Below are 20,617 nucleotides of genomic sequence, written 5' to 3'. Positions count from 1 at the left end.
GCATCTAGAGTTTTCTAGATGCAGAATAACACCCTGAGAGGAGTTATCACAATGGCTAAAAAAGGTAGTTTGAAATCAACCATCACTGTGGCGATGTCCAATTATTTAGAAGCTGGTTCGATCGTTGCTGGAGCAGGTGGTTTAACACTTTGGGTAAAGTATCTTGGATTAGATGATTCAATGGTAGGGTTATTGGGAGCAGTAAGTGCTAACGGTTTTGGTGCTGCAGTAGGTGCATTATTGGGTGGATTCCTAGTTGACCGTTACGGTCGTAAGTTCATTTATAAATATGACCTGTTAGTTTATATGCTGGGAGTTGCATTAATTACATTTTCATTCAACTTCCCAATGTTACTTGCAGGTTATATCATTACAGGTATCGCTGTAGGTGCTGCCATACCAGCTGCTTGGACGTATATTGCTGAAGAAGCACCTGCAGATGAACGGGCTTCACGTGTTGGATGGGGACAGTTAGCATGGGGTATTGGACCTGTTATCTCACTATTATTATCGGTTGCATTAGCGCCTCTAGGCTTATTAGGAAGCCGAATTATCTTCGCACAACTTTTTGTAATCGCTTTAATTACCTGGATTTTACAACAACAAATTAATGAATCTACTATTTGGGAAGAACAAAAGGCAAAAGAAAAAGAGCTTAAAGAAAAAGGTCAATTGCAAAAAGGATCTCTTAAAGAACTCTTTACGAATAAAGCTAACTTACGTGCTTTAACATTACTGATTGGTATATATTTCTTCTGGAACTTGGTTGCCGGAACAAATGGCTATTTCATGCCTTATATTTATGAAACAGTGGGTGGATTATCTTCTGCTCAAGCCAACCTTCTACAAGCTTTCTTATGGGTACTAACAGTTGGTTCAACATACTTTGTATTCATTAAGTTTGGAGATAAAGTAAGTCGCAAATTGTTATTTGGAATAGGTGCACTTTTAGGAGTTATCGGATGGGCTGTATTGGCATTCGGAAGCATGGGTATTACAGAACTATTAATCTATGTTATCTTCTGGGGCGTATCATGTGGTTTCGGTGCACAATGTTTCTATGGATTGTGGTCAAGTGAACTCTTCCATACGAGATACCGAGCACAAGCGCAAGGGCTTATGTTCTTTGTTGCACGTGTCGGTGTAGGTCTGATTTCATTAGTAATCCCAGTTATGATTTCAGCATTAGGATTTAAGGTTGCGGGTGCTGTAATGATTGGATTCCTCTTTGTTCATATGTTGATAGGTATCTTAATGGCACCAGAAACACGAGGGAAAACATTAGAGGAAATTCAAGAAGAGCGCTATGGAAAAATGAATTAATTTTTGTGTGAAAATTATAAAATGTTGAACAAACTTTATAGGAGGAAATTTAACATGATGTACTATTTACCAAGCAAAAATTTAATCGGAAAAGATTGTTTAAAAGAACTAGGAACAGAGATTGTGAACTTCGGTTTTAAGAAGGCGCTAGTAGTAACAGATAAAGTGCTGAATGGTAACGGAGTTGTTAAGAAAGTAACAGATCAGCTTGATCAAGTGGACGTAGCCTATACGATTTATGATGACGTAAATCCAAATCCTACATGTGCAGAAGTACATAAAGGTGTAGACATTTTGAAAACAGAGAACTGTGATTTTATTCTTTCAATCGGTGGTGGTTCGCCACAAGACTGTGCGAGCGCTATTAGCATATTAGCAACTAATGGCGGAAATATCCGTGATTATGAGGGGCTCCATAAGTCTAAGAAATTAGGTTTTCCAACTATTGCGGTAAATACAACAGCTGGAACATCTGCAGAGATTACGATTAACTACGTTATTACTGATGAAGATCGTGGCGTAAAAATGGTATGTGTAGATAAGAACAGCTTAGCATTACTATCTGTTAATGACCCAACGTTAATGGTTGAGAAGCCTGCAAGCTTAACGGCTGCAACGGGTATGGATGCTTTAACGCATGCGATTGAAACAATCGTTACACCAGATGCAACTCCACTTACAGATGCGACAGCGCTAGAAGCGGTAAGAATCATCTTCAAGCATCTTCCGGCGGCTGTTAAAGATGGACATGATGTGGAAGCACGTGAACAAATGACATATGCATGCTTCTTAGCTGGTATGGCTTTCTCAAATGCTGGACTAGGCTTTGTACACGCAATGGCACACCAATTAGGTGGGGTGTATAATCTTCCACACGGCGTGTGTAACGCAATGCTTCTACCAATCGTAGAACGTGAAAATGCAAAACATGCTCCGAAGAAATTCCGCATCATTGCAGATAAACTAGGCTTTGATGTATCAGGCAAATCAGATGAGGAGTGCAGTCAATTTGTATTAAATCAAATTGTAGCGCTATCTGAAGAAGTAGGCATTCCTAAATCATTAAAAGAACTTGGTGTAGAAAATCCAGATTTAGAGCTTCTTGCAGAAAACTCGCTGAAAGATGCTTGTGCGCCAGGTAACCCATACATGCCAACGAAAGAAGAAACAATTGCGATGTTTAAAGAGATTTTATAAAAAGCTATAAAGTAAAACACCGCTAAAAAGGTAGCTTTTGTAATAACATAAAAAATTAGTAAAATACTTCTGTAAAAAGTACCCTATAAAGTAGGCAATTAAAAAAGTCTACTTTATAGGGTACTTTTATTTATAATAGAGATATTCTCGAGAGAATAATAGAGTCATGAGCATAGAAAATGATCCATTAATTATTTATCCAGAATAACTAGCTGAGAATCCCTAAATAAAAGCCATAAGCGATAAAAGTTTTACCTATATAAGATAATTAACAGAACCTTGTAATTTTATTATACATACAGCGAAGGAGAGATGGGTTTGAAGCATTTCACAATATATTCTTCCAAGAACGATATTGATGATATTGGAAATGGGATTTTAGATGTTTTCGCAAAAGGTTTTCGAATCAAGAGAAATGAAAATGAATATTTTATCCAGCCCAAAACGCTGTTCAACAAATATAAGATTACGATAAGGGTCATTTCAGAAGATACAGATCCAGATTACTTCGATAAAAATATTCCTGGGATGATGGGGTATTATGATGGAATTCCTTTTGAAGATGAGAACCTTAAAGGGCTGGTTTTAACACAAATATCCGTTTTAAATACGATGATTGCTATCGAAGTGGAGAAAGACTTTAATGAAGAACAGATGCAGTTATTTACTAACCTGCTAGCAAAAATGGGAGGGATTGGCTTTTTACCAAACGGGACTTTGCTAGATAAAGAAGGTCTTGTTATTGTTTATCCTGATGGGAAATCGGGACCTGCCAATTTCAGACCTCATGGTTGTACAAGAAAGATAATGGGACATGAGGTTACATCTGAAGAAGGTGAACAAAGAAAGAACAAAACAGTAGTTTATTTAAATGAAAATGGGATTCCATTTATTAATTCACTACCTCAGCTCCCACCATTAGCGCATTATCAGTTTAGAACACAGGAAGATATAGCAAGAAGAGCTGTCGCGTTGTTAATTGTCATTCAATATGCTTGTGATGTGGTGCAAGGGGGAGATATACGTGAATCCAAAGACTTCTTTATGAATATGCTGCAGAGATATGACGTAGATGAATATTTGACCGACAAAGAAAGTAACTTTTTACGTACCGAAGAACCAAATGGGCAAGATGCGGTCGATATTTCTTGGCAATATGAAGCTTACTGGGTACTTATTTGGGCATTGGGGCTTGTCGATACACTCGATTTCCCTGATAATGTTTGCGACTGCGATTATGCAATAAAAGTTGTTTCAAGCTGTGAGTCATTCGACCATTTTTATGTCAAAACTGCAATGCGAAACAAGGAAAAGATTATGGATGAAGCGGACAAAATCTATAGATTGCACTGGGCTTGTGTAAGTAGTCGAATACAAGGACAAGAAGCTCCTGCAGGGATGATTGAAAGTATCGTCATGGAGAGACGTAGGGGATTGTTCTGGATGATGGGGCATCTTGATGAAGGATGGGATCATATTTCGATGGATACCTAATTGAAGATGGCAAAGAGGGCACTTAGAATATAGGGTGCCCTTTTCGCTAATTTTGAGTTTTATAGTATGTTCTATGCAACAAAACCAACACGAAGAAATATTTTACTTTAAATAATTTGGTTTACTAACCTTATCAATCAGTAGTAATCCATCATATTGATCTCGTGGTACAAGGCTTTCCTGTATGAATCCCCAACTATAAGATAGACGTGGTTCAAACATCCATGAATTGCCTCGTTCGTTTTGACGGTAGCGCATGTCGATAAATGTGTAAGGCTTTTTTGTCGTAGACAGAATGTCTTCAATTGATCCTTTAACTGGAGGTAAAACATTCATAGGTTCACGCGTATTGTTTGAAGCTGTTTCTCCTCCAGCCATATATATACCGAGCACATAACTATATTTTTTATAGATTTCGGGAAGAAGCTCGCCCATAAATTTCACTGGATATGGAGTGCCCATGACTTCGGACTGGGCTTTACGGATATGGTCATTATGAGCCCAAACGATAAATTTTTCAGTTGGATAAATTTCTTCTGCTAACCACAGCAAGTTAGCCAACATTGCTTGGTCGCGCCATTCCATTGTTTTATAAAATGTTGTTGGATTATTTTGTTCAAGCTCGATATTTGATTGAATGTCTAGTTCCACATACTCGTTTGCTAATCGGATACGCTCTGACAAAATCCGCTCCATTAGTTTAACAATATGCGGCTCATTTGGATAAGCGGCCTTTAGTTCCTTCTCCTTTAATTTTACTTGTGATTTTACCTGAGTATACACTTTAACAATACTTGGTTTCGCCTTTTGATACCCCTTTAAATCTTTTCCAAAGCTCCAATCAACCAATTCATTTTCTGTATCCTTCAGCTGCTTAGCAAGCTGACTGTTTTGTAACCAGTCACCATTTGTAAATGGGCCCTGTTGCTGTATGTCAAAACCTGCTAAGACTAATGGTTGCTCCGTATTTTGTGTCTTTTTTACATAATCAAAGAGTGGTAGTGTTTCCTTCGTCCACCATACACCAAAGATAGCGTTCTTCATTGTTTGTTCTGCTGTTTGCTTACCAATTTGACCCTGAGCGTTCATCGCATTGCCTAGTCCACTTTCAAACGCAAGAACATTGTAGCCCATTTCTTGGTGTAAAAATTGAATCAAGCGAGTTTTCGCCAGATTAAATTCTGCAGCCCCGTGGGAGCTCTCTCCTAAAAAGACGATACGCTTATCATGTAATAACGGCTTTAACATTTCTAAATCTTCAAAGTTACTGGAAGGAATTTTCTGTTGCTCGACTTTTTCAGGTTGAATGGAGGTTAAACTATAGGCACGATCATTCACCCAATTTTTCCATTCAATAATTGTTTCATTTGATGTACGTGCTTGCTTAACAGTCAAATCATTTTCTATCGTTAGTTTCTCTGTTATTGTAGGCACTGCTGCTGAGGCACTTGAAACACTTGAGAAGCCTACAATACCTGTAAGAGCCGTACTTAACGCTAGCATAGTTATCTGTGATTTTCCTTTTTTCTTATTTAGTTTAACCAATTTTTTCATCTGCCCCTCTCGATATAATAAATCCAATTGTAACCAGTTAAGTTTAAAGTATAGGTTACCTTTGTTTAAATTCAGTTTAAAAATTGATATAAATCACATATTTTTTAATGAACTTTATGACAAAGTGAGATGTTTACGAAAAATTTAAGTAGTTTTAAATAAATATGTTTGTTTAAATATGGAATTTTTATAGCTATTCCCTTATAATTGCAAAAGATTATTTAATTTTATGGAAATTAATAGTAGTTATTATGTAATGGTCACACTTTTAGAAAAGGAAGGATTTGTGAGTATTCAGGGAATTATGACATAGTGTGAAGCGACTCATTAGACGACTACGGTATGCACCCAGCGGAACAGAAATCAACGCTAAGTTTTAGTGATGAACTAAATTAATCAAAAATAAGTGAATAAGAGGTAAGCAAATGAATAGCCTAAAAACAAAAATGGTAGCGCTGTTTTCTGCGTTAATTATACTAATGGGAGGTACTATTGGATTTCTTATTATCCAGTCCTCTACTAAACTAGTTATTCAATCTATGAGTGAGCAAGCGACTAAAATAGGAGAATATACGCTTAATAAAGTGGATGTAGGGAAATATAGTGAGATTCTAAAAGACAGAAAAGAAAATGATTATTATAAACAATTAAAAGAGGAGCTTGAGGGAATAAGAGTATCTAATGGTTTGAATTATCTTTATATAATGAGTAGAGATAAAGTAAATAACGGATATGAGTACTTTTATGTTGTAGCGGGGGAATCTGTTAAATTAGGTGATGTGGAAAAAAATAGTGCAGAATATGACAAGATGGTGCAAGCTTTTGAAACAGGACAAGCAACTGAAGGGGAATTAACCTCTGACGATAATGGGGATTTGCTTTCAATCTATATACCAATTAAGGATAAATCCGGGGAAGTGATTAGTGTAATCGGTGTGGATTACAATGCAACGGATATTTTCAACTTAGTGGAAAAAAATAGATTGGAGATGATTTTACTTATAGGTGTTTTCCTGATAATTAGTACAATTATTATTTTCGTTTTTACTAAGTTATTAACTAAACCTTTAGAAAATCTAACTGAGCAAGCAAAGAAAATTTCTGAAGGCGATTTAAATATACTTGTAAAAACGAAAGGCACGGACGAAATTAGTGCATTGTCACGTTCGTTTGAAAAAATGGTTGTCGATCTAAGGGAAATTATTGCGGATATCAATTCAACGACCTTTACAATGAATGGTACTACACAAGAGCTTAGCAAATTTGTGAAAACAACTGAAGAAGCTTCGGGTAATATTTCGCAATCGATGGAAGAAACAGCTGTAGGAATAGAAAAGCAATCAGAAGAAGTGAATATTATTTTAGAAATGATGACTAATACGCTGAATTTTCTACATCAGGGAGTTGCTCAAGTAAAAAGTACTGTTGAAAATGCTAAAATCTCAACTGATACAGCGGGAAAAGGTAAGGAGTCAATGCGTGAGGCTACTGTTCAACTTCATGAATTGATTAAAACTGTAGAATCTGCAACTGAAACGGTTCAAAGTTTAGCCAAACGTTCAGACGAGGTAGGAGAAATTATTAATGTAATTTCTGACATAGCAAATCAAACAAATTTGCTTGCTTTAAATGCGGCAATTGAAGCGGCAAGAGCGGGGGAGAATGGAAAAGGATTTGCTGTTGTGGCAGATGAAGTCCGGAAACTTGCTGAGCAATCTCAATCAGCAGCAAGTAAAATAATTGATTTGATTGGATCTATCCAAAAAGAGACGAATGAAACAGTCGTTAAGATGGAACAAAACTTGATGGCCGTTCAAAAGCAAGAAAAACTGATTGATCAAGGAGAAGAAGCCCTAAATGTTATTGTGAAAATGGTAGGACAAACAGAAAAAGATACAAATCAGATGGAGGGCATTTTTAATGAACTTCAAAAAGATTCCCAAAAAGTCTTGGAAGCTTTAGAAACAATCTCAGCAGTCATTGAAGAAAATACAGCGGTTACGGAGGAAGTTTCCTCAGCTTCCAAAGATCAGTCAACTGTAATTAGCCGCATTGTCGAAAATGTCCATAAAGTTGAAGAGATATCAGAAGTTCTTAAAAATAAAGTCGATAAGTTTAAACTATGAGGCTCAGGTAGAACATTTCAGATTTTTGCGAGGAGTGAAACGTTCGATTTGGGGGATTGTCAATGGGCGTGCCTTTACGAGCTACATGACAATTCTCCTTTGTTGTATGCTTGCTGATAGGCGTAACAAGAATACACAGAGCCTTGATTGCTTTGTAAAGAAAAACACCTCCGAAGTGAAGTGGGTACAGAGAAATCTGTACGCATCGTTGGAGGTGTTTTCTCTTGTTTTATTTATAATGATAAGTGCTTGGTTGTCGATCTCTTCGTTGAATTTGTTTAAACCAGGCTTGATCTTTTTCTTCTTGTTTTAATGTATTAACGATGGAGGATGAACAACTAACACAGGTTCTAGCTTGCGTTATTTTGCCGCATCGTTCGCATGGGGCACCGATATTGGGGAAAATGGTATTTTTTAATTTCCCTGCTTTCACCCATTTATAAAGCAAGTCGGAAGAAACGCCTGTTAATTCAACGACTTCATCATTTGATAAGGTACGATTATTTTTTCTTAGTAAAAAATGAAGTAATTCCGAAAAAATATCCTCTTCTCTCGCATCTAATTTTTTGCCAAACAGCTGCATTATACTTCGCTCCTCGCTTTTTAATTGATCGTTTCAGTGATATTGATAGGGTTCTCGTCATATTTATAATTTTCCCAACGGTTACGGGCCAATTTTCTGTATTTATTCGAAACGCTTCGATCCGAGATTAAGCGGGAGAATCCTTTTTTTGCTTCTTTTATATCTCCAAGGCGTAGACTCAACTCTGCATTCAAAAATTGAATTCGTTCCTCGCCTTCTTGGTTGGTAGCAAAAGACTTACTGTAAAATTCCCTTGCAGATTGTAAATAGCGCATTTCAGCTTCATGTTCATTTTTTAAGCGATAGAGCCACGCAATTTTCAAAGCTAGGTTTGCCATTAGAAGAGGTTCTTCCATCGAAGACTTTGATACAAGGTATGCTAGTTTATAGCTGACAATCGCATCATCTATCGTGCGTTCTTGGCAAATATTCACCGGTTTTCGTAGCTCTTTAATGTACAATTCATTAATCAGTAGCATGAAGGGTCCGTAAGTTCTCGTCATGGACTTGTGATAGGCGTAGCCACAGTGGGGACAGACAGCTACTTCATATAACAATGGATTCAAGCCTTCATAGACTGGCATGAAATCGGTATGTTCTTCAACGATCTTATAGCGATTTGGACGCACTTTATATGTTGTAAAATGCTTCTTGCAAAATTTGCAATCCACATTACTTTCGTAATAGTAAATGTTAAATCCCATAAGAACCAACTCCTTTACATCGGGTAAATTATCGTTTCTTTTGTTCTAGTAATACTCTGTATGTAATAATTCAATATATTTAATTCAATGTCCTCTTATTCTATCAATTATATGTAATTTGGTATACTCCTTTAGGATGACTATTACAATTCCTGCTACTTTCTCTTTTTCTTTTAAATGCAGATATTACTGAATTTGTCTTGCGATAGCATATACGGATGAGTTCGAAAGTTAATTGAATTTTAGTTTTCTGACTAATTCCTCAAGGGTGCCGGATATCAAAGTACGGGAGGAAATAACTACTTGTGAAGACAATTATGCCAGCTAACGTTTCGGGAAATTGCAACATTGGAACTGAAGTGTTTTCTGGAGTTCGTAACGTATTTTTATAAGATAGGATTGTTAAAAAGAAGTTGGAGGAAATTAAAATAAAAGAAGGGCAGTCAAAATCATTTAGAATGGTTTTGACTGTCCTTCTCTAGCTTGTTCTAAACACAATTAATTATGGCAAAATAGCAAATGAGCGAACTGGGAATCCGGATGCTTTTTCGGGTTTCGGAACGATATTAAAAATAATTGCACCTTTTGGTGGTAGCTTATCCAAGTTTGTCATGAGCTCGATTTGATATGTATCTTGTTCGAGTACAAAATATTCCCCATCTAACTTGCCATTTTTACGAAAATCAGCTGCTGAATCCGTGTCAAATGTTTCATGACCTATAGCACTTACTTTGCGCTTTTCAAAAAGAAAATTCAGCGCTTCAAATCCCCAACCAGGAATATGATTATTTCCATCAGCATCCTTATTATTGAAAGCTTCTTTATCTGGCCAACGTTTACTCCAATCCGTGCGAAGTGCAACAAATGTCCCAGCTTCAATTTCACCGTATTTTTCTTCAAAGTCCAGAATATCTTGCACACTTAAGGCGAGGTCGTGATTAGTTGCAGCCTCCTTCGATTTATCAATCACGATAAGTGGTAGGACAAGCTCCTTTAGTTCTAATTCATCCAAGTAGCGTGTGTCTCGCACGAAGTGAATGGGTGGATCGATATGTGTTCCGTATTGTCCCGGAAAAGTGAATTGTTGTGCAAAAAAACCATCTTCATGTGAGAATAGCGTTTCGAATTTAGCGTCGTCAAACATAAAAAAATGAGGTGAATCTGGTCCGAATGTGTGCGTTAAGTCGACCCACTCCTTTGATTTTAATAATTGAAGTGCTTGTAAAAGATCGTTTGTCATAATGTGTTTCCTACTTTCCTAGTATTTTAGATAAAAAAAGAGAACCCTATTTGTAGAAGAGGGTCCTCATGCATAATAACTGAAGTTAATCCTCTCATCTTTAAGGCGATTATCGCCGATTGGAATTAGCACCATGCTAGAGCTGGTTGCTGAGACTTCATAGGGCCAATCCCTCCGTCTCTCTTGATAAGAATATAAGTATATGAATTTTCAGAAATAAATAGTACGACTACTTTATCATATTAAATAGTAGTTTACAAGTTCAATAGGGATACTCTGTTAGTTGATTACCAATCTAAGATTAATGTCAGTCCACAACAAGCATGTTCAGTGAATCGAATTTGAATGCCGTCTGGTGTGAATTTAGTGTCGAACTTAATGGTAATACCAGTTGAGGTAATTAATTTATCAACTTCTGCTTTATTTGAAAGTTGTGCAGCGCTCATGAGATCGTGGGCAAACTGTTCTGAATCTGCAATTTTACTTGTTAGCAACTGGGATTGCTGCATAATGGCCTGAATACTTTTTGCTGAAATCTTTAACTGTCGTGTGTTTACTGGTGGAAACGAGTTGTTATTTGTCGGCATTGCCAATTGACTAGGGAATTGAGCAAGAGAAGGATGATTTGCCATTACCCACATCGGATAATGATTTGAGTAGGTAAAGTAGGGATAAGGATTGTAATACAATAAAATTCCTCCAATTCAATAGCTGATATCTTATCTTATGAATTGTTATGTCATTAGGTGTAATTACAACATTTTTGTACGTGCGATACGAGTAATGAAAAAAAGCAATATAAATCAAGAAAACCTTATTTTCCTTTGGTATCTTATGTTTAAGGGGGGACGAGAAATGAGTTACAGTCTTATCAACCAAAAATCCATTGATTATATAGAGGCTAACTTACATGAAGATTTAACGTTAGATAGTATTGCTCAGTTTGTTGGTTTCTCAAAGTATCATTATCATCGTATTTTTCAAAAAGAGGTTGGTGTAACTGCATCTGAATATATTCGGTATCGAAGGATTGCTAATGCGGCCAATATGCTACTCTATACGGATGAAAAAATAATAGATATTGCCTTCTATTTTCAGTTTGAAACACAAGAATCATTTACGCGTGCATTTAAGAAATATTATCAGCTACCGCCAGGACAATATCGTAAAATAATGGGTAAATTAACGGTGCAAAGGGAGGAAACTATAATGAGAAATGGACAATTGTTAAAAGGATGGACACTAAGTGGAAGTCACCCATCTAATTATAAGATGGGAATTGATAGAGAAATCTTTCATAAAGGGAAGGCATCTGGATTCTTAAGGTCTTCTACTGTGGAGTCTCAAGGTGAATTTGCTACGATGATGCAACAATTTAAAGCTGAGAAATACTTGGGCAAAAGACTGAAGTTGTCAGGCTTTATCAAATCTAAAGCTGTTGAAGGATTTTGCGGGTTTTGGATGCGTGTAGATGATGCACTTGGAGATGTATTGCAATTTGATAATATGAATGATCGCCCAATTGTTGGTGATACGGAGTGGAATCATTATCACATTGTTTTGGATGTACCGAAAAACAGCACCGTCATTGCTTTTGGTGTACTGCTCTCAGGAAGAGGTCAAGTATGGATTGATGAACTTAAATTCGAGGAAGTTGATAACAACACACCGACAACAAATATTGATTTTACTGGTTACCTGCTAGATGAGCCAACAAATTTATCATTTGAAGAGTAGGGCAGGAGTTCAAGATGTCGGATTCTAAAAATCAAAATTTAAGTATTGCTATTAGCACATTATTGATGGCAATTGTCATACTAGTAAAGTTTTTTATTGGTAATCAAGTTTTTACTTTCATAAGGGCGTTATTTCAACATTAAGTTTAGGATTACCGCCAAATATGCACATAAACAACCGTTTTTTAAAACTTTATAAGGTATAAAAACATGTGTGAAGGGAAAAACCTTTTATGAGACTAGTTTCCATGGAAGGGGAAAAGACAATGAGTTCGGTATTAAATGCAAAAAAACGTAATTCAGGGCCTCAATCGACTTTAACAAAGCTTAGAAAAAGTGGCAATATACCTGGGGTTGTTTATGGCTATCAATTGGAACCTACGGCAATTTCGCTTAATGCAAGAGCGTTTGCTAAAGTATTAGCGCAAATGGGGAGTAATGGTGTATTCCAGTTAGAGGTGGATGGTAAGAAGGTAAATGCCGTATTAACGGAAATGCAGCGCTGTGCTTTAAAGGGAAATATAAAGCATTTAGATTTTAAATCAATCAACATGTCAGAAGAATTAGAAGTCGATATCCCTGTGACAATTGTAGGTGATGCAATCGGTGTAGCAGATGGTGGTTTCCTTTTACAGCCACATCGTGAGGTTAGAGTTAAAGTGAAGCCTTCAGATATACCAGAAGCGATTGAAATAGATGTATCGGATGTGGCGATTGGCACTTCACTGTATATCTCAGATATTCGAAATAAATTCCCGTTTGAAATTTTAAATGAAGATGACTATACGTTGGTTGCGATTACACCTCCTCCTGCTGAAAATAAACAAGAAGATACAGTAGATGGGACGCCTGAAGTGATTGAAGCAACAGGTCAAAATCCTTCTGGACAAGAAGAATAAGCTAATAAGCTACGTCATAGGTCAATGTTTTTGGCTTATGACGTAGTTTTTTTATTAGTTGGTGAGGATAATTGTTTACAGAGCTGTCTTTTTGTTTTCAGAAATTATCCATATGAATGTAACGATGGCTGCGACCATAACCATTAAGAAGCCATAGATGGGTGTATGTTTTAATGATTGATAATGTACAACCAATCCACCCACGTAAGATCCTAGAAAAATTCCGATATTGAATGCAGAAATATTTAATGCTGAAGCCATTGTAGTAGCAGTAGGTACATATTTTTCAGATAGCTGAACTGCATAGAGTTGTAAGCCGGGTACATTCATAAACATGAATAGCCCCATAAGTAAAACCGTAATTAGGCCAATAACCTGCGATTCTAATGTGAAGTTAATGCCTAGCAATGCTAGTGCAAGACCGATAAAGATGAAGAATATTGCACGTAATGGATTATTGTTTGCAAGGTGTCCGCCTAATGTATTTCCTATTGCCACACAAATACCGTATATGACTAAAATAACTACGATCGCTTGAGGGGAGTATCCCATGTGTTTTTCTAAAATAGGAGACACATATGTGTATACTACAAATACGCCACCGTAACCGATTGCTGTAATGAAAAGAATTAATAGCATACGTATGTTACTTAAAACTTTACCAATATCACGTATCGATATTGGATTACTCTTTGATAGATTACTTGGCACGAGTAACGCATTGCTAACTAAACCGATTATGCCGATTATTACGATGAAAACAAATGACATACGCCAGTCTGTTACTTGACCAATGAAAGTCCCTAATGGAACCCCTGTCACAGTTGCCAAAGTTAAACCTGTAAACATAAATGCAATGGCACTTGCGCGTTTGTTTGGCGCTACGACATCAGCGGCAATAACAGCTGCAATCGACATAAATACTCCGTGTGCTAAAGCTGAAATAATACGACCAATTAGTAGTAACGAGAAAGTAGGTGCCATAGCAACCCATAAGTTACCGACGATAAAAAGTCCCATTACGAGCAATAGAACCTTTTTACGGTCAATTTTAGACGTTAATACTGTTAAAAGTGGTGCTCCAATTGTTACACCTAATGCATAGATTGATACGGTTAAACCGGCAGTACTTAATGATATACCGAAGTCATTTGTAATTAGCGGGAGTAGCCCCACACTTATAAATTCTGTAGAACCAATACCAAAGGAACTAATTGCTAGTGCAAGGAGTGTTAGTTTGGCATTTGGTGCTGTTGATCTTGTCATAATATTGAGCACTCCTTTGATTTTATAAATAGGGTGTAGTATTATTTATACATACTAAAGAAGTATGTAGAGTACTTTTAGTTACTTTTGAATAATACAGGGGGTTTACGATGAAAAAAGTTTATAATATTGGTGTTGAAGCCACACTTGAAGTAATTGGAGGTAAATGGAAGCCTGTTATTCTATGTCACCTCAATCACCATGGTAAAATTCGTACGAGTGAATTTCGTCGATTAATTCCTGGTATTTCACAAAAAATGTTAACGAATCAATTGCGAGAATTGGAGCAATGCGGATTAATCAACCGCAAAGTGTTCAATCAAGTACCACCAAAGGTTGAATATTCATTAACACAATATGGACATGAGCTGGAGCCTGTGCTTAATTTACTTTGCACGTGGGGTGAAAATCATATCGGAAAATTAATTGATAATGGTGAAGATGTACTTCTAATGCAGCGTGATGAAGATATTGCTGTTAAGCAATCATCTTAATATAAGTTGAGAAAGCCTTAAGGTAGATTGATATCTTAAGGCTTTTCTATTTATTTTGGTATAAAGTTTTATTACATTACGAAGTCAAATTCTGCTGGGTCTGGACCAACACGTTTGTCTAGGTTCATGGCATTAATTACTTGGATTTCTTCATCAGTAAGGCTGAAGTCAAAGATGTCTGCATTTTGAATCATACGTTCTTTACGAACTGACTTTGGAATTGTTATAACACCATTTTGGACATCCCAACGTAATATTACTTGTGCGTTTGATTTGCCGTATTTTTCAGCGATTTTTGCAATTGTTTGATCTTCAAGAAGTCCACCTTGCATTAATGGAGCCCAAGCTTCTAATTGAATATTGTGCTCTTGGCAGAATGAACGTAACGCTAATTGTTGTAAACGCGGGTGGAATTCTACTTGGTTAATGACTGGTGTTACACGAGCTGTTTTTAACAAGTCTTGTAAGTGAGATATATTGAAGTTGCATACGCCGATTGCTTTGATTTTGCCCTCTTTGTATAAATCCTCAAGCGCTCTCCAAGATTCTGCATATTTATTTTTACCTGGCCAGTGAATTAGATATAAATCCAAGTAATCTAGTCCTAATTTTTGGAGGCTTTCTTCATAAGCTGCTACTGTTTCGGCATAGCTTAAGCCAGTATTCCATACTTTAGATGTGATGAATAAATCCTCACGTTTTAAGCCAGTAGATGCTAGTGCTTGTTTAATGCCCTCACCAACACCTGCTTCGTTACCGTAAATAGCGGCTGTATCAATGCTACGGTAGCCAACCCCGATGGCATTTTTTACGATTTCTGCTGTTGTATCGTTCTCCACTTGGAATACACCAAGACCAAAGCCTGGCATTTCTACCCCATTATTTAATGTGATTGTATCTTGTAAACTATTAATCATTATTTTGTCCTCCAGTTGAGTCGGTATTTCGTTGCTTTTTTATTATGTAGCCTGGCATGCATTAAAAAAAGTACGCACTTTTTGGTTTCATAGAAACGTGGAGGTTCCTATTGAGTCGTATCAACCGTTGTGAGCTTTGACTTTTTTAAAATCTGTATGCTGAAGATAAATGGGTGAAGTTACTCGCTTCAAAGTTACCTATTATGAATTCCTTAAAAATTAGTAAAATCTCACACGAACATCAGTTATATTTGGAAGTTGGATAGATGAACAAGCAAAAAGAATAGTTATTTACTTCTGGGGATGATATTTGGTAAAAATGCATAACCATGCAAGAATGCTCGTTGATTGAAGAGGAGGCTGGATGAGTGTAGCTGATGGCATTCGCCTTTCGCTACAGAGCCAAGCTTCCTGGGGGATTAGCGTCTCATCAGACGCCCCCAGAAAGCGCCCAGCCGGAACGGAAATCAACCCCAAGTTATGGGGAAGGATCAGATTATCAATTGATTGGTAATTTCAGTAAATGTATACTGGTACAAAACAAGTATTTCCAAATGAATTAAAAGTAGGAGATGATAGCAGTTGTTTCGTATTTTATACATAGAAGATGAAAAAGAAATCGGGCAATGGGTGACAAAGGAGTTAACAGAAAGAGGGTTTGAGGTTAGATGGCTAGAGTCTGGCGAAGGGGTTGAGAAGTACATAGGATTTGCCGATGTTGTTATTTTAGATGTGATGCTACCTGGATTAGACGGCTTTTCTATCGGGAAAAGAATCAAGAGGGAAAATAGTGAATTACCGATTTTAATGCTTTCCGCACGCACTGCGGTAGAGGACAAAATCGAGGGGCTAAACTTCGCAGATGATTATTTAACAAAACCATTCCATCCGGATGAACTAGTAGCGCGTGTGGAGGTTTTACTAAGGCGATATCAAAAGAATGATGATGTATTAGAGCTTCAGCACCTGAAAATACATACAAAAGAGATGCGAGTTATAAATAGTAAGGAGAATGAGGAAATCCAATTAACTGGCAAGCAGTTTTATTTATTTCAATATTTTATTCGACATTTAAATCAAATACTAACAAAGGAACAGCTCTATGAAGGGGTTTGGGGGGAAGCATACATAGAAGGCGATAAAACATTGATGGTGCATGTTCGATATTTGCGAGAAAAAATAGAATTAAATCCGGCCAAGCCGATGATTATTGAAACGATTCGTGGAATTGGTTATAGGGTAAAGCTATGAAGTTTTTCAGATCATTATTAGCGAAGTATATGCTTATTATTTTGCTAGCAATGTTTATTGTTCAAATAGCGTACCTTGTCCTTGCTTTATTTGTAATGGGGATTGCTAAAACTGAGGAAGGTATTAATAATACTCGATACGGCGAAGACTCCAATAAAAATGTAATTGAAGAAAAATGGCATGCTGAAGCAAATAAAATAAAAGCCATTGAACTTGAGGTAATCGAACAACTTTTCGAAAACTGGAGGGGAAAGTATCCCGAAGCCTCTATGTTTTGGGTCGGCGAAGATGGGACATTATTAACAGAGGTTAATGTTAAAGAGCAACTACCCTCAGAATGGACACCAGCATATACGACTAAGTTTATAAAGGAACGATATGACGGAGATCCCTTTACAGTCATTGCATTTCTTGGAGAAGATGAAACGAATGGCTTTATTGTTTTAGAAATTCCTAGATTAGTATTGAATCCACCACTGAAGAATGTTTATCAGCAATATGGCACCTTTGTATTTTTAGGTGTTATTTGTATCATCATATTTTTTGTTAGTATCTCTTTTTTATTTTTTAGGGGGATTCGAAAACGATTATTAATGCTACAGGATGCGATGGAAATACGTGATGTAGATGGGATACCTATTGAGATGCATGTAAAAAAGAAGGATGAGATTGGGCAGCTCGAGCTAAGTTTTAATCGCATGGTCTGTGAGCTTAGGGATAGTAAAAATCGTGAGCAAAAGGAAGAACAATTGCGGAGGGAATTAATTGCTAATCTATCTCATGATTTACGCACCCCTCTAACGAAAGTACGAGCGCAGACCTATTCCATTAGTAAAGAGGAATTATCAGATGAAGGAAAACATGCTGTTAAAGTTTTGGAAACGTCGATTGTTAATATTGATAGATTAATGGAAAATTTAATGTCGTATACGTTACTAATGGCTAGTAAATATAAATTTGAACCGAAGGAAATCAATGTTATTCGATTTGTGCGAGAGTATATGACTACGTGGTATCTTGTTTTTGAAAAAGAAGGCTTTGAAATAGATATAGAGTTAAATTCATTTGAGGAGAATAAATGGATAGTGGATCCGCTTTGGTTAGGGCGTATATTCGATAATTTCTTTCAAAATGTTTTACGTCATGCAAGTAGTGGGCAATATATTGGCGTTAAAACAGAGTCGACAGAGCACTATGATGCATTTGTCATTTCGGATTACGGAAAAGGAATGAACAATGAATCCAATGCAAAAGGTGCAGGCATTGGTTTATCAATAGTGGATATCATGGTAAAGGGGATGGAGCTAGATTGGGATATCACTTCAAGTGAATCGGGCACAATTATTAAAATTATACGACGTAAGAAGCTGTCCGAATGATTTTTCGGGCAGCTTCTTTTTTAAACAAAATTTAAACTTCGTACGCACCTGCTTTTAAACTTAGTTCGTTATGCTAGATAAAGAGGTGAGGGAAATGGAATATATCGTACAAACAGAAAATTTATCAAAACACTTTGGTAAAGAGCAGGCTGTAGCGGGCATAGATTTGAAAATTCGTAAAGGGGAAATATACGGATTTCTAGGACCAAATGGCGCAGGGAAAACAACGACAATTCGTATGCTTTTAGGATTGATGAAACCGACATCAGGCACCATTAAAATTTTTCAAAAGGATGTAACAAAGGAACGAATCGACATATTATCGAAAATTGGTTCGTTGGTTGAAAATCCATCCTACTATCCGCATTTAACGGCCTACGAAAATTTAGAAGCTTTAAGAAAAATTTTAGGCGTGCCAAAATCGCGCATTGATGAAGTGTTAGCAATTGTTCGTTTAACAGAGGCAGCCAATAAAAAAGTGAAAGGATTTTCGCTTGGCATGAAGCAGCGTCTAGGCATCGCCGCTTCTCTTCTACACAATCCGGAGTTATTAATTTTAGATGAACCAACAAATGGACTTGATCCATCAGGGATTATCGAAATTCGGAATTTAATCAAACGACTACCTTCAGAATATGGGATGACGGTCGTTATTTCGAGTCATTTGCTATCAGAAATTGATCAAATGGCGACGACAGTTGGTATTGTTTCGAAAGGGAAAATGATTTTTCAGGATTCAATCGAAGCAATGCGTATGCATGCCCAGCCAAAAGTTTTGTTTAAGGTGAATAAGAGTGAGCAGGCGTGGCGTTCGTTAGTGGCAAACGGCATAAAGGCAGAATGTAAAGAAGGAAAAATTATATTGGATGAATGCTCCGATGAAAAAGTAGCACAAATCGTTCAGATCCTTGTGCAAGAGGGCTTTTCGGTTTACCGTGTGGAGGAAGAAAAACAATCATTGGAGGATATATTCCTTCAAATGACAGCGGGAGTGCAAGCGATATGATGGGCAATCTGTTGGCAGCTGACTTCTTAAAAATTAAAAGAAAAGGGTTGTGGTTTTTAACAGTGTTAGGCCCGTTAGGTGTAGTGGCGCTACAAACAGTCAATTACGGTATAAGAAAAGACTATTTGTTACAGCAAAGTGAGGATGATTGGGGATATTATTTAGGCAATGTACATTCTTTTACACCACTAGCGCTTATTTTAGGGATTGCCATATTAACATCCTTCATGGCGAGTATTGAAAATGAAACAAATGCATGGAAGCAATTAATTGCTTTACCTGTATCAAAATTTACAGTGTATTTATCAAAATTTACAGTGCTAACAATATTATTATTTGTATCTTCCTCGCTATTAATAGTTTTTACACTTGCTCATGGACTGTTTTTAGATCTGGGAGAGAACATTCCTTATATGGAGCTAGTCAAGTCTAGTTATTATCCGTTTTTAGCGTCATTACCAGTATTGGCATTACAGCTTTGGATTGCGACTGTTAGTCAAAATCAAGCCATTCCAATTACCGCTGGGGTCTTTGGTGTGATATTTGCTTTTTCAGCATATAAATTGCCAGATTGGTTGATTTGGAAGTGGCCATCATTAATGAATGAATGGGATGAGCCAATCATCAATGTTGCGCTTGGTATAGGTGTAGGTATTCTATTATACATCGTTGGAATGATCGATTTCACGAGAAGGGATGTGAAATAATGCGCGCTATACTGAACTCTGAATGGTATAAATTAAGGAAGTCTAAAATGGTACCGATAATTTTTGCAGGGCCGATGATTGGCTTATTTATAGGGTTAGCAGTCAATTTCGAGGATGATTTTGGTGTGAATAAATGGTATATTGCCTTACTTTCAATGAATTTAACATATGCACTATTATTTCTCCCACTTATTTCAGGTGTCTTTGCAAGCCTCATTTGTAGATATGAGCATCAAGCTGGAGGATGGAAACAACTTTTAGCATTGCCTGTCACAAGGGGAAAAGTATTTGCTGCAAAGTATATATTAATCATGCTGCTTGTCATGGCGATGCAATTACTATATTTAAGTTCTATATATGCGGTAGGTATGATAAAAGGTTATACAGACCCTTTCCCGATGGAAATTGTTTGGAAATGCATTTTTGGCGGATGGGTGGCTACCTTGCCATTAGTTGCCTTGCAATTGTGGATGTCGGTGATGTTTAAAAGCTTTGCTGCTCCGTTTGCTGTGAACGTAATTTTTACCTTGCCATCCATATTAGTCGTGAATTCTGAACGATTTGCCCCTTACTATCCATGGGTGCAACCGTTTGAGATGATGTATGTTGGAAACCCAGAGGATGTATTTTTTGTACCATGGGATCAATTATTAACGGTTGTAGGTGGTAGTTTTGTGTTGTTTTTCATTGGGGGATATTTGTATTTTCAACGAAAAGCGGTTTAACTTTATGAGGAGGATG

Annotated in this window: 19 protein-coding genes and 1 riboswitch; of the genes, 12 read left to right on the top strand and 7 right to left on the bottom strand. The window is 36.9% G+C overall.

All coding sequences use genetic code 11. The features are described 5' to 3' along the window. Positions 1-51 precede the first annotated feature (51 nt). The 3 genes from ACIQZG_RS06260 (at position 52) to ACIQZG_RS06250 (ending at position 4,014) form a co-directional block, all read left to right on the top strand. On the top strand, positions 52-1,323 hold the full coding sequence (locus tag ACIQZG_RS06260) for an MFS transporter (protein WP_402754314.1): 1,272 nt from the start codon (positions 52-54) through the stop codon (positions 1,321-1,323). Between the two features lie 54 nt (positions 1,324-1,377). After that, positions 1,378-2,520 carry an iron-containing alcohol dehydrogenase gene (locus ACIQZG_RS06255; protein ID WP_402754313.1) on the top strand — a complete coding sequence of 381 codons (1,143 nt, stop codon included), beginning with the start codon at positions 1,378-1,380 and terminating at the stop codon, positions 2,518-2,520. A 318-nt stretch (positions 2,521-2,838) separates the two neighbouring features. Beyond that, on the top strand, positions 2,839-4,014 hold the full coding sequence (locus ACIQZG_RS06250) for a DUF4272 domain-containing protein (RefSeq protein ID WP_402754312.1): 1,176 nt from the start codon (positions 2,839-2,841) through the stop codon (positions 4,012-4,014). 102 nt (positions 4,015-4,116) lie between these two features. On the opposite strand, the gene ACIQZG_RS06245 is transcribed toward ACIQZG_RS06250, so the two are convergent. After that, the gene (locus tag ACIQZG_RS06245; protein ID WP_402754311.1) at positions 4,117-5,568 is read right to left on the bottom strand and encodes an erythromycin esterase family protein; all 1,452 of its coding nucleotides are present in this window, start codon (positions 5,566-5,568) and stop codon (positions 4,117-4,119) included. A gap of 425 nt (positions 5,569-5,993) precedes the next feature. Here ACIQZG_RS06245 and ACIQZG_RS06240 point away from each other — a divergent pair, with 425 nt between their 5' ends. Next, entirely contained in the window at positions 5,994-7,694 is a 1,701-nt protein-coding gene (locus ACIQZG_RS06240; RefSeq protein ID WP_402754310.1) for a methyl-accepting chemotaxis protein, read from the top strand. A gap of 229 nt (positions 7,695-7,923) precedes the next feature. Here ACIQZG_RS06240 and ACIQZG_RS06235 read toward each other — a convergent pair whose 3' ends face one another. From ACIQZG_RS06235 to ACIQZG_RS06220, 4 genes are all read right to left on the bottom strand, one after another. Continuing rightward, positions 7,924-8,277, bottom strand: coding sequence for a hypothetical protein (locus ACIQZG_RS06235; protein ID WP_402754309.1), 354 nt, complete (start codon positions 8,275-8,277; stop codon positions 7,924-7,926). A 20-nt stretch (positions 8,278-8,297) separates the two neighbouring features. Further along, on the bottom strand, positions 8,298-8,981 hold the full coding sequence (locus tag ACIQZG_RS06230; protein ID WP_402754308.1) for a DUF2225 domain-containing protein: 684 nt from the start codon (positions 8,979-8,981) through the stop codon (positions 8,298-8,300). A gap of 502 nt (positions 8,982-9,483) precedes the next feature. Further along, positions 9,484-10,221: a cyclase family protein gene (locus ACIQZG_RS06225; protein WP_402754307.1), complete on the bottom strand. Its 738-nt coding sequence runs from the start codon at positions 10,219-10,221 to the stop codon at positions 9,484-9,486. Between the two features lie 91 nt (positions 10,222-10,312). After that, positions 10,313-10,414: riboswitch (SAM riboswitch) on the bottom strand. A 94-nt stretch (positions 10,415-10,508) separates the two neighbouring features. Next, entirely contained in the window at positions 10,509-10,853 is a 345-nt protein-coding gene (locus tag ACIQZG_RS06220) for a YuzC family spore coat inner layer protein (RefSeq protein ID WP_402754306.1), read from the bottom strand. Positions 10,854-11,076: 223 nt separating this feature from the next. On the opposite strand from ACIQZG_RS06220, the gene ACIQZG_RS06215 reads away from it, so the two are divergent. Together ACIQZG_RS06215 and ACIQZG_RS06210 are read left to right on the top strand one after the other, a co-directional pair. Continuing rightward, positions 11,077-11,958: a helix-turn-helix transcriptional regulator gene (locus ACIQZG_RS06215; RefSeq protein ID WP_402754305.1), complete on the top strand. Its 882-nt coding sequence runs from the start codon at positions 11,077-11,079 to the stop codon at positions 11,956-11,958. 265 nt (positions 11,959-12,223) lie between these two features. Then, positions 12,224-12,856, top strand: a complete 633-nt coding sequence (locus ACIQZG_RS06210; protein ID WP_402754304.1) for a 50S ribosomal protein L25/general stress protein Ctc — start codon at positions 12,224-12,226, stop codon at positions 12,854-12,856. 75 nt (positions 12,857-12,931) lie between these two features. On the opposite strand, the gene ACIQZG_RS06205 is transcribed toward ACIQZG_RS06210, so the two are convergent. Then, entirely contained in the window at positions 12,932-14,122 is a 1,191-nt protein-coding gene (locus ACIQZG_RS06205; RefSeq protein ID WP_402754303.1) for an MFS transporter, read from the bottom strand. A gap of 110 nt (positions 14,123-14,232) precedes the next feature. On the opposite strand from ACIQZG_RS06205, the gene ACIQZG_RS06200 reads away from it, so the two are divergent. Further along, on the top strand, positions 14,233-14,616 hold the full coding sequence (locus ACIQZG_RS06200; RefSeq protein ID WP_402754302.1) for a winged helix-turn-helix transcriptional regulator: 384 nt from the start codon (positions 14,233-14,235) through the stop codon (positions 14,614-14,616). Positions 14,617-14,687: 71 nt separating this feature from the next. Here ACIQZG_RS06200 and ACIQZG_RS06195 read toward each other — a convergent pair whose 3' ends face one another. After that, positions 14,688-15,533: an aldo/keto reductase gene (locus tag ACIQZG_RS06195; protein ID WP_402754301.1), complete on the bottom strand. Its 846-nt coding sequence runs from the start codon at positions 15,531-15,533 to the stop codon at positions 14,688-14,690. A 582-nt stretch (positions 15,534-16,115) separates the two neighbouring features. Between ACIQZG_RS06195 and ACIQZG_RS06190 the strand changes: the two genes are divergently transcribed. The 5 genes from ACIQZG_RS06190 (at position 16,116) to ACIQZG_RS06170 (ending at position 20,601) form a co-directional block, all read left to right on the top strand. Further along, positions 16,116-16,784, top strand: a complete 669-nt coding sequence (locus tag ACIQZG_RS06190) for a response regulator transcription factor (RefSeq protein ID WP_402754300.1) — start codon at positions 16,116-16,118, stop codon at positions 16,782-16,784. After that, entirely contained in the window at positions 16,781-18,163 is a 1,383-nt protein-coding gene (locus tag ACIQZG_RS06185; protein WP_402754299.1) for a sensor histidine kinase, read from the top strand. Before ACIQZG_RS06190 ends, ACIQZG_RS06185 begins: the two co-directional genes overlap by 4 nt. A 94-nt stretch (positions 18,164-18,257) precedes the next feature. Beyond that, positions 18,258-19,169: an ABC transporter ATP-binding protein gene (locus ACIQZG_RS06180; RefSeq protein WP_402754298.1), complete on the top strand. Its 912-nt coding sequence runs from the start codon at positions 18,258-18,260 to the stop codon at positions 19,167-19,169. After that, positions 19,166-19,876: an ABC transporter permease gene (locus ACIQZG_RS06175; protein ID WP_402754297.1), complete on the top strand. Its 711-nt coding sequence runs from the start codon at positions 19,166-19,168 to the stop codon at positions 19,874-19,876. The genes ACIQZG_RS06180 and ACIQZG_RS06175 overlap by 4 nt, the downstream gene beginning before the upstream one ends. Continuing rightward, on the top strand, positions 19,876-20,601 hold the full coding sequence (locus ACIQZG_RS06170) for an ABC transporter permease (protein ID WP_402754296.1): 726 nt from the start codon (positions 19,876-19,878) through the stop codon (positions 20,599-20,601). Before ACIQZG_RS06175 ends, ACIQZG_RS06170 begins: the two co-directional genes overlap by 1 nt. The last annotated feature ends 16 nt before the right edge of the window (positions 20,602-20,617 follow it).

Source organism: Lysinibacillus sp. NPDC096418 (genome assembly GCF_044762775.1).
Taxonomy (GTDB): domain Bacteria; phylum Bacillota; class Bacilli; order Bacillales_A; family Planococcaceae; genus Lysinibacillus.
This window is presented reverse-complemented; position numbering and strand designations above follow the sequence as displayed.

Excerpts from the sequence above, each read along its gene's own strand:
- ACIQZG_RS06260 (WP_402754314.1), top strand. The coding sequence starts at position 52 with ATGGCTAAAAAAGGTAGTTTGAAATCAACCATCACTGTGGCGATGTCC.
- ACIQZG_RS06215 (WP_402754305.1), top strand. The coding sequence starts at position 11,077 with ATGAGTTACAGTCTTATCAACCAAAAATCCATTGATTATATAGAGGCT.
- ACIQZG_RS06255 (WP_402754313.1), top strand. The coding sequence starts at position 1,378 with ATGATGTACTATTTACCAAGCAAAAATTTAATCGGAAAAGATTGTTTA.
- ACIQZG_RS06180 (WP_402754298.1), top strand. The coding sequence starts at position 18,258 with ATGGAATATATCGTACAAACAGAAAATTTATCAAAACACTTTGGTAAA.
- ACIQZG_RS06245 (WP_402754311.1), bottom strand. The coding sequence starts at position 5,568 with ATGAAAAAATTGGTTAAACTAAATAAGAAAAAAGGAAAATCACAGATA.
- ACIQZG_RS06175 (WP_402754297.1), top strand. The coding sequence starts at position 19,166 with ATGATGGGCAATCTGTTGGCAGCTGACTTCTTAAAAATTAAAAGAAAA.
- ACIQZG_RS06200 (WP_402754302.1), top strand. The coding sequence starts at position 14,233 with ATGAAAAAAGTTTATAATATTGGTGTTGAAGCCACACTTGAAGTAATT.
- ACIQZG_RS06205 (WP_402754303.1), bottom strand. The coding sequence starts at position 14,122 with ATGACAAGATCAACAGCACCAAATGCCAAACTAACACTCCTTGCACTA.
- ACIQZG_RS06240 (WP_402754310.1), top strand. The coding sequence starts at position 5,994 with ATGAATAGCCTAAAAACAAAAATGGTAGCGCTGTTTTCTGCGTTAATT.
- ACIQZG_RS06210 (WP_402754304.1), top strand. The coding sequence starts at position 12,224 with ATGAGTTCGGTATTAAATGCAAAAAAACGTAATTCAGGGCCTCAATCG.
- ACIQZG_RS06185 (WP_402754299.1), top strand. The coding sequence starts at position 16,781 with ATGAAGTTTTTCAGATCATTATTAGCGAAGTATATGCTTATTATTTTG.
- ACIQZG_RS06230 (WP_402754308.1), bottom strand. The coding sequence starts at position 8,981 with ATGGGATTTAACATTTACTATTACGAAAGTAATGTGGATTGCAAATTT.
- ACIQZG_RS06225 (WP_402754307.1), bottom strand. The coding sequence starts at position 10,221 with ATGACAAACGATCTTTTACAAGCACTTCAATTATTAAAATCAAAGGAG.
- ACIQZG_RS06170 (WP_402754296.1), top strand. The coding sequence starts at position 19,876 with ATGCGCGCTATACTGAACTCTGAATGGTATAAATTAAGGAAGTCTAAA.
- ACIQZG_RS06195 (WP_402754301.1), bottom strand. The coding sequence starts at position 15,533 with ATGATTAATAGTTTACAAGATACAATCACATTAAATAATGGGGTAGAA.
- ACIQZG_RS06220 (WP_402754306.1), bottom strand. The coding sequence starts at position 10,853 with ATGGCAAATCATCCTTCTCTTGCTCAATTCCCTAGTCAATTGGCAATG.
- ACIQZG_RS06235 (WP_402754309.1), bottom strand. The coding sequence starts at position 8,277 with ATGCAGCTGTTTGGCAAAAAATTAGATGCGAGAGAAGAGGATATTTTT.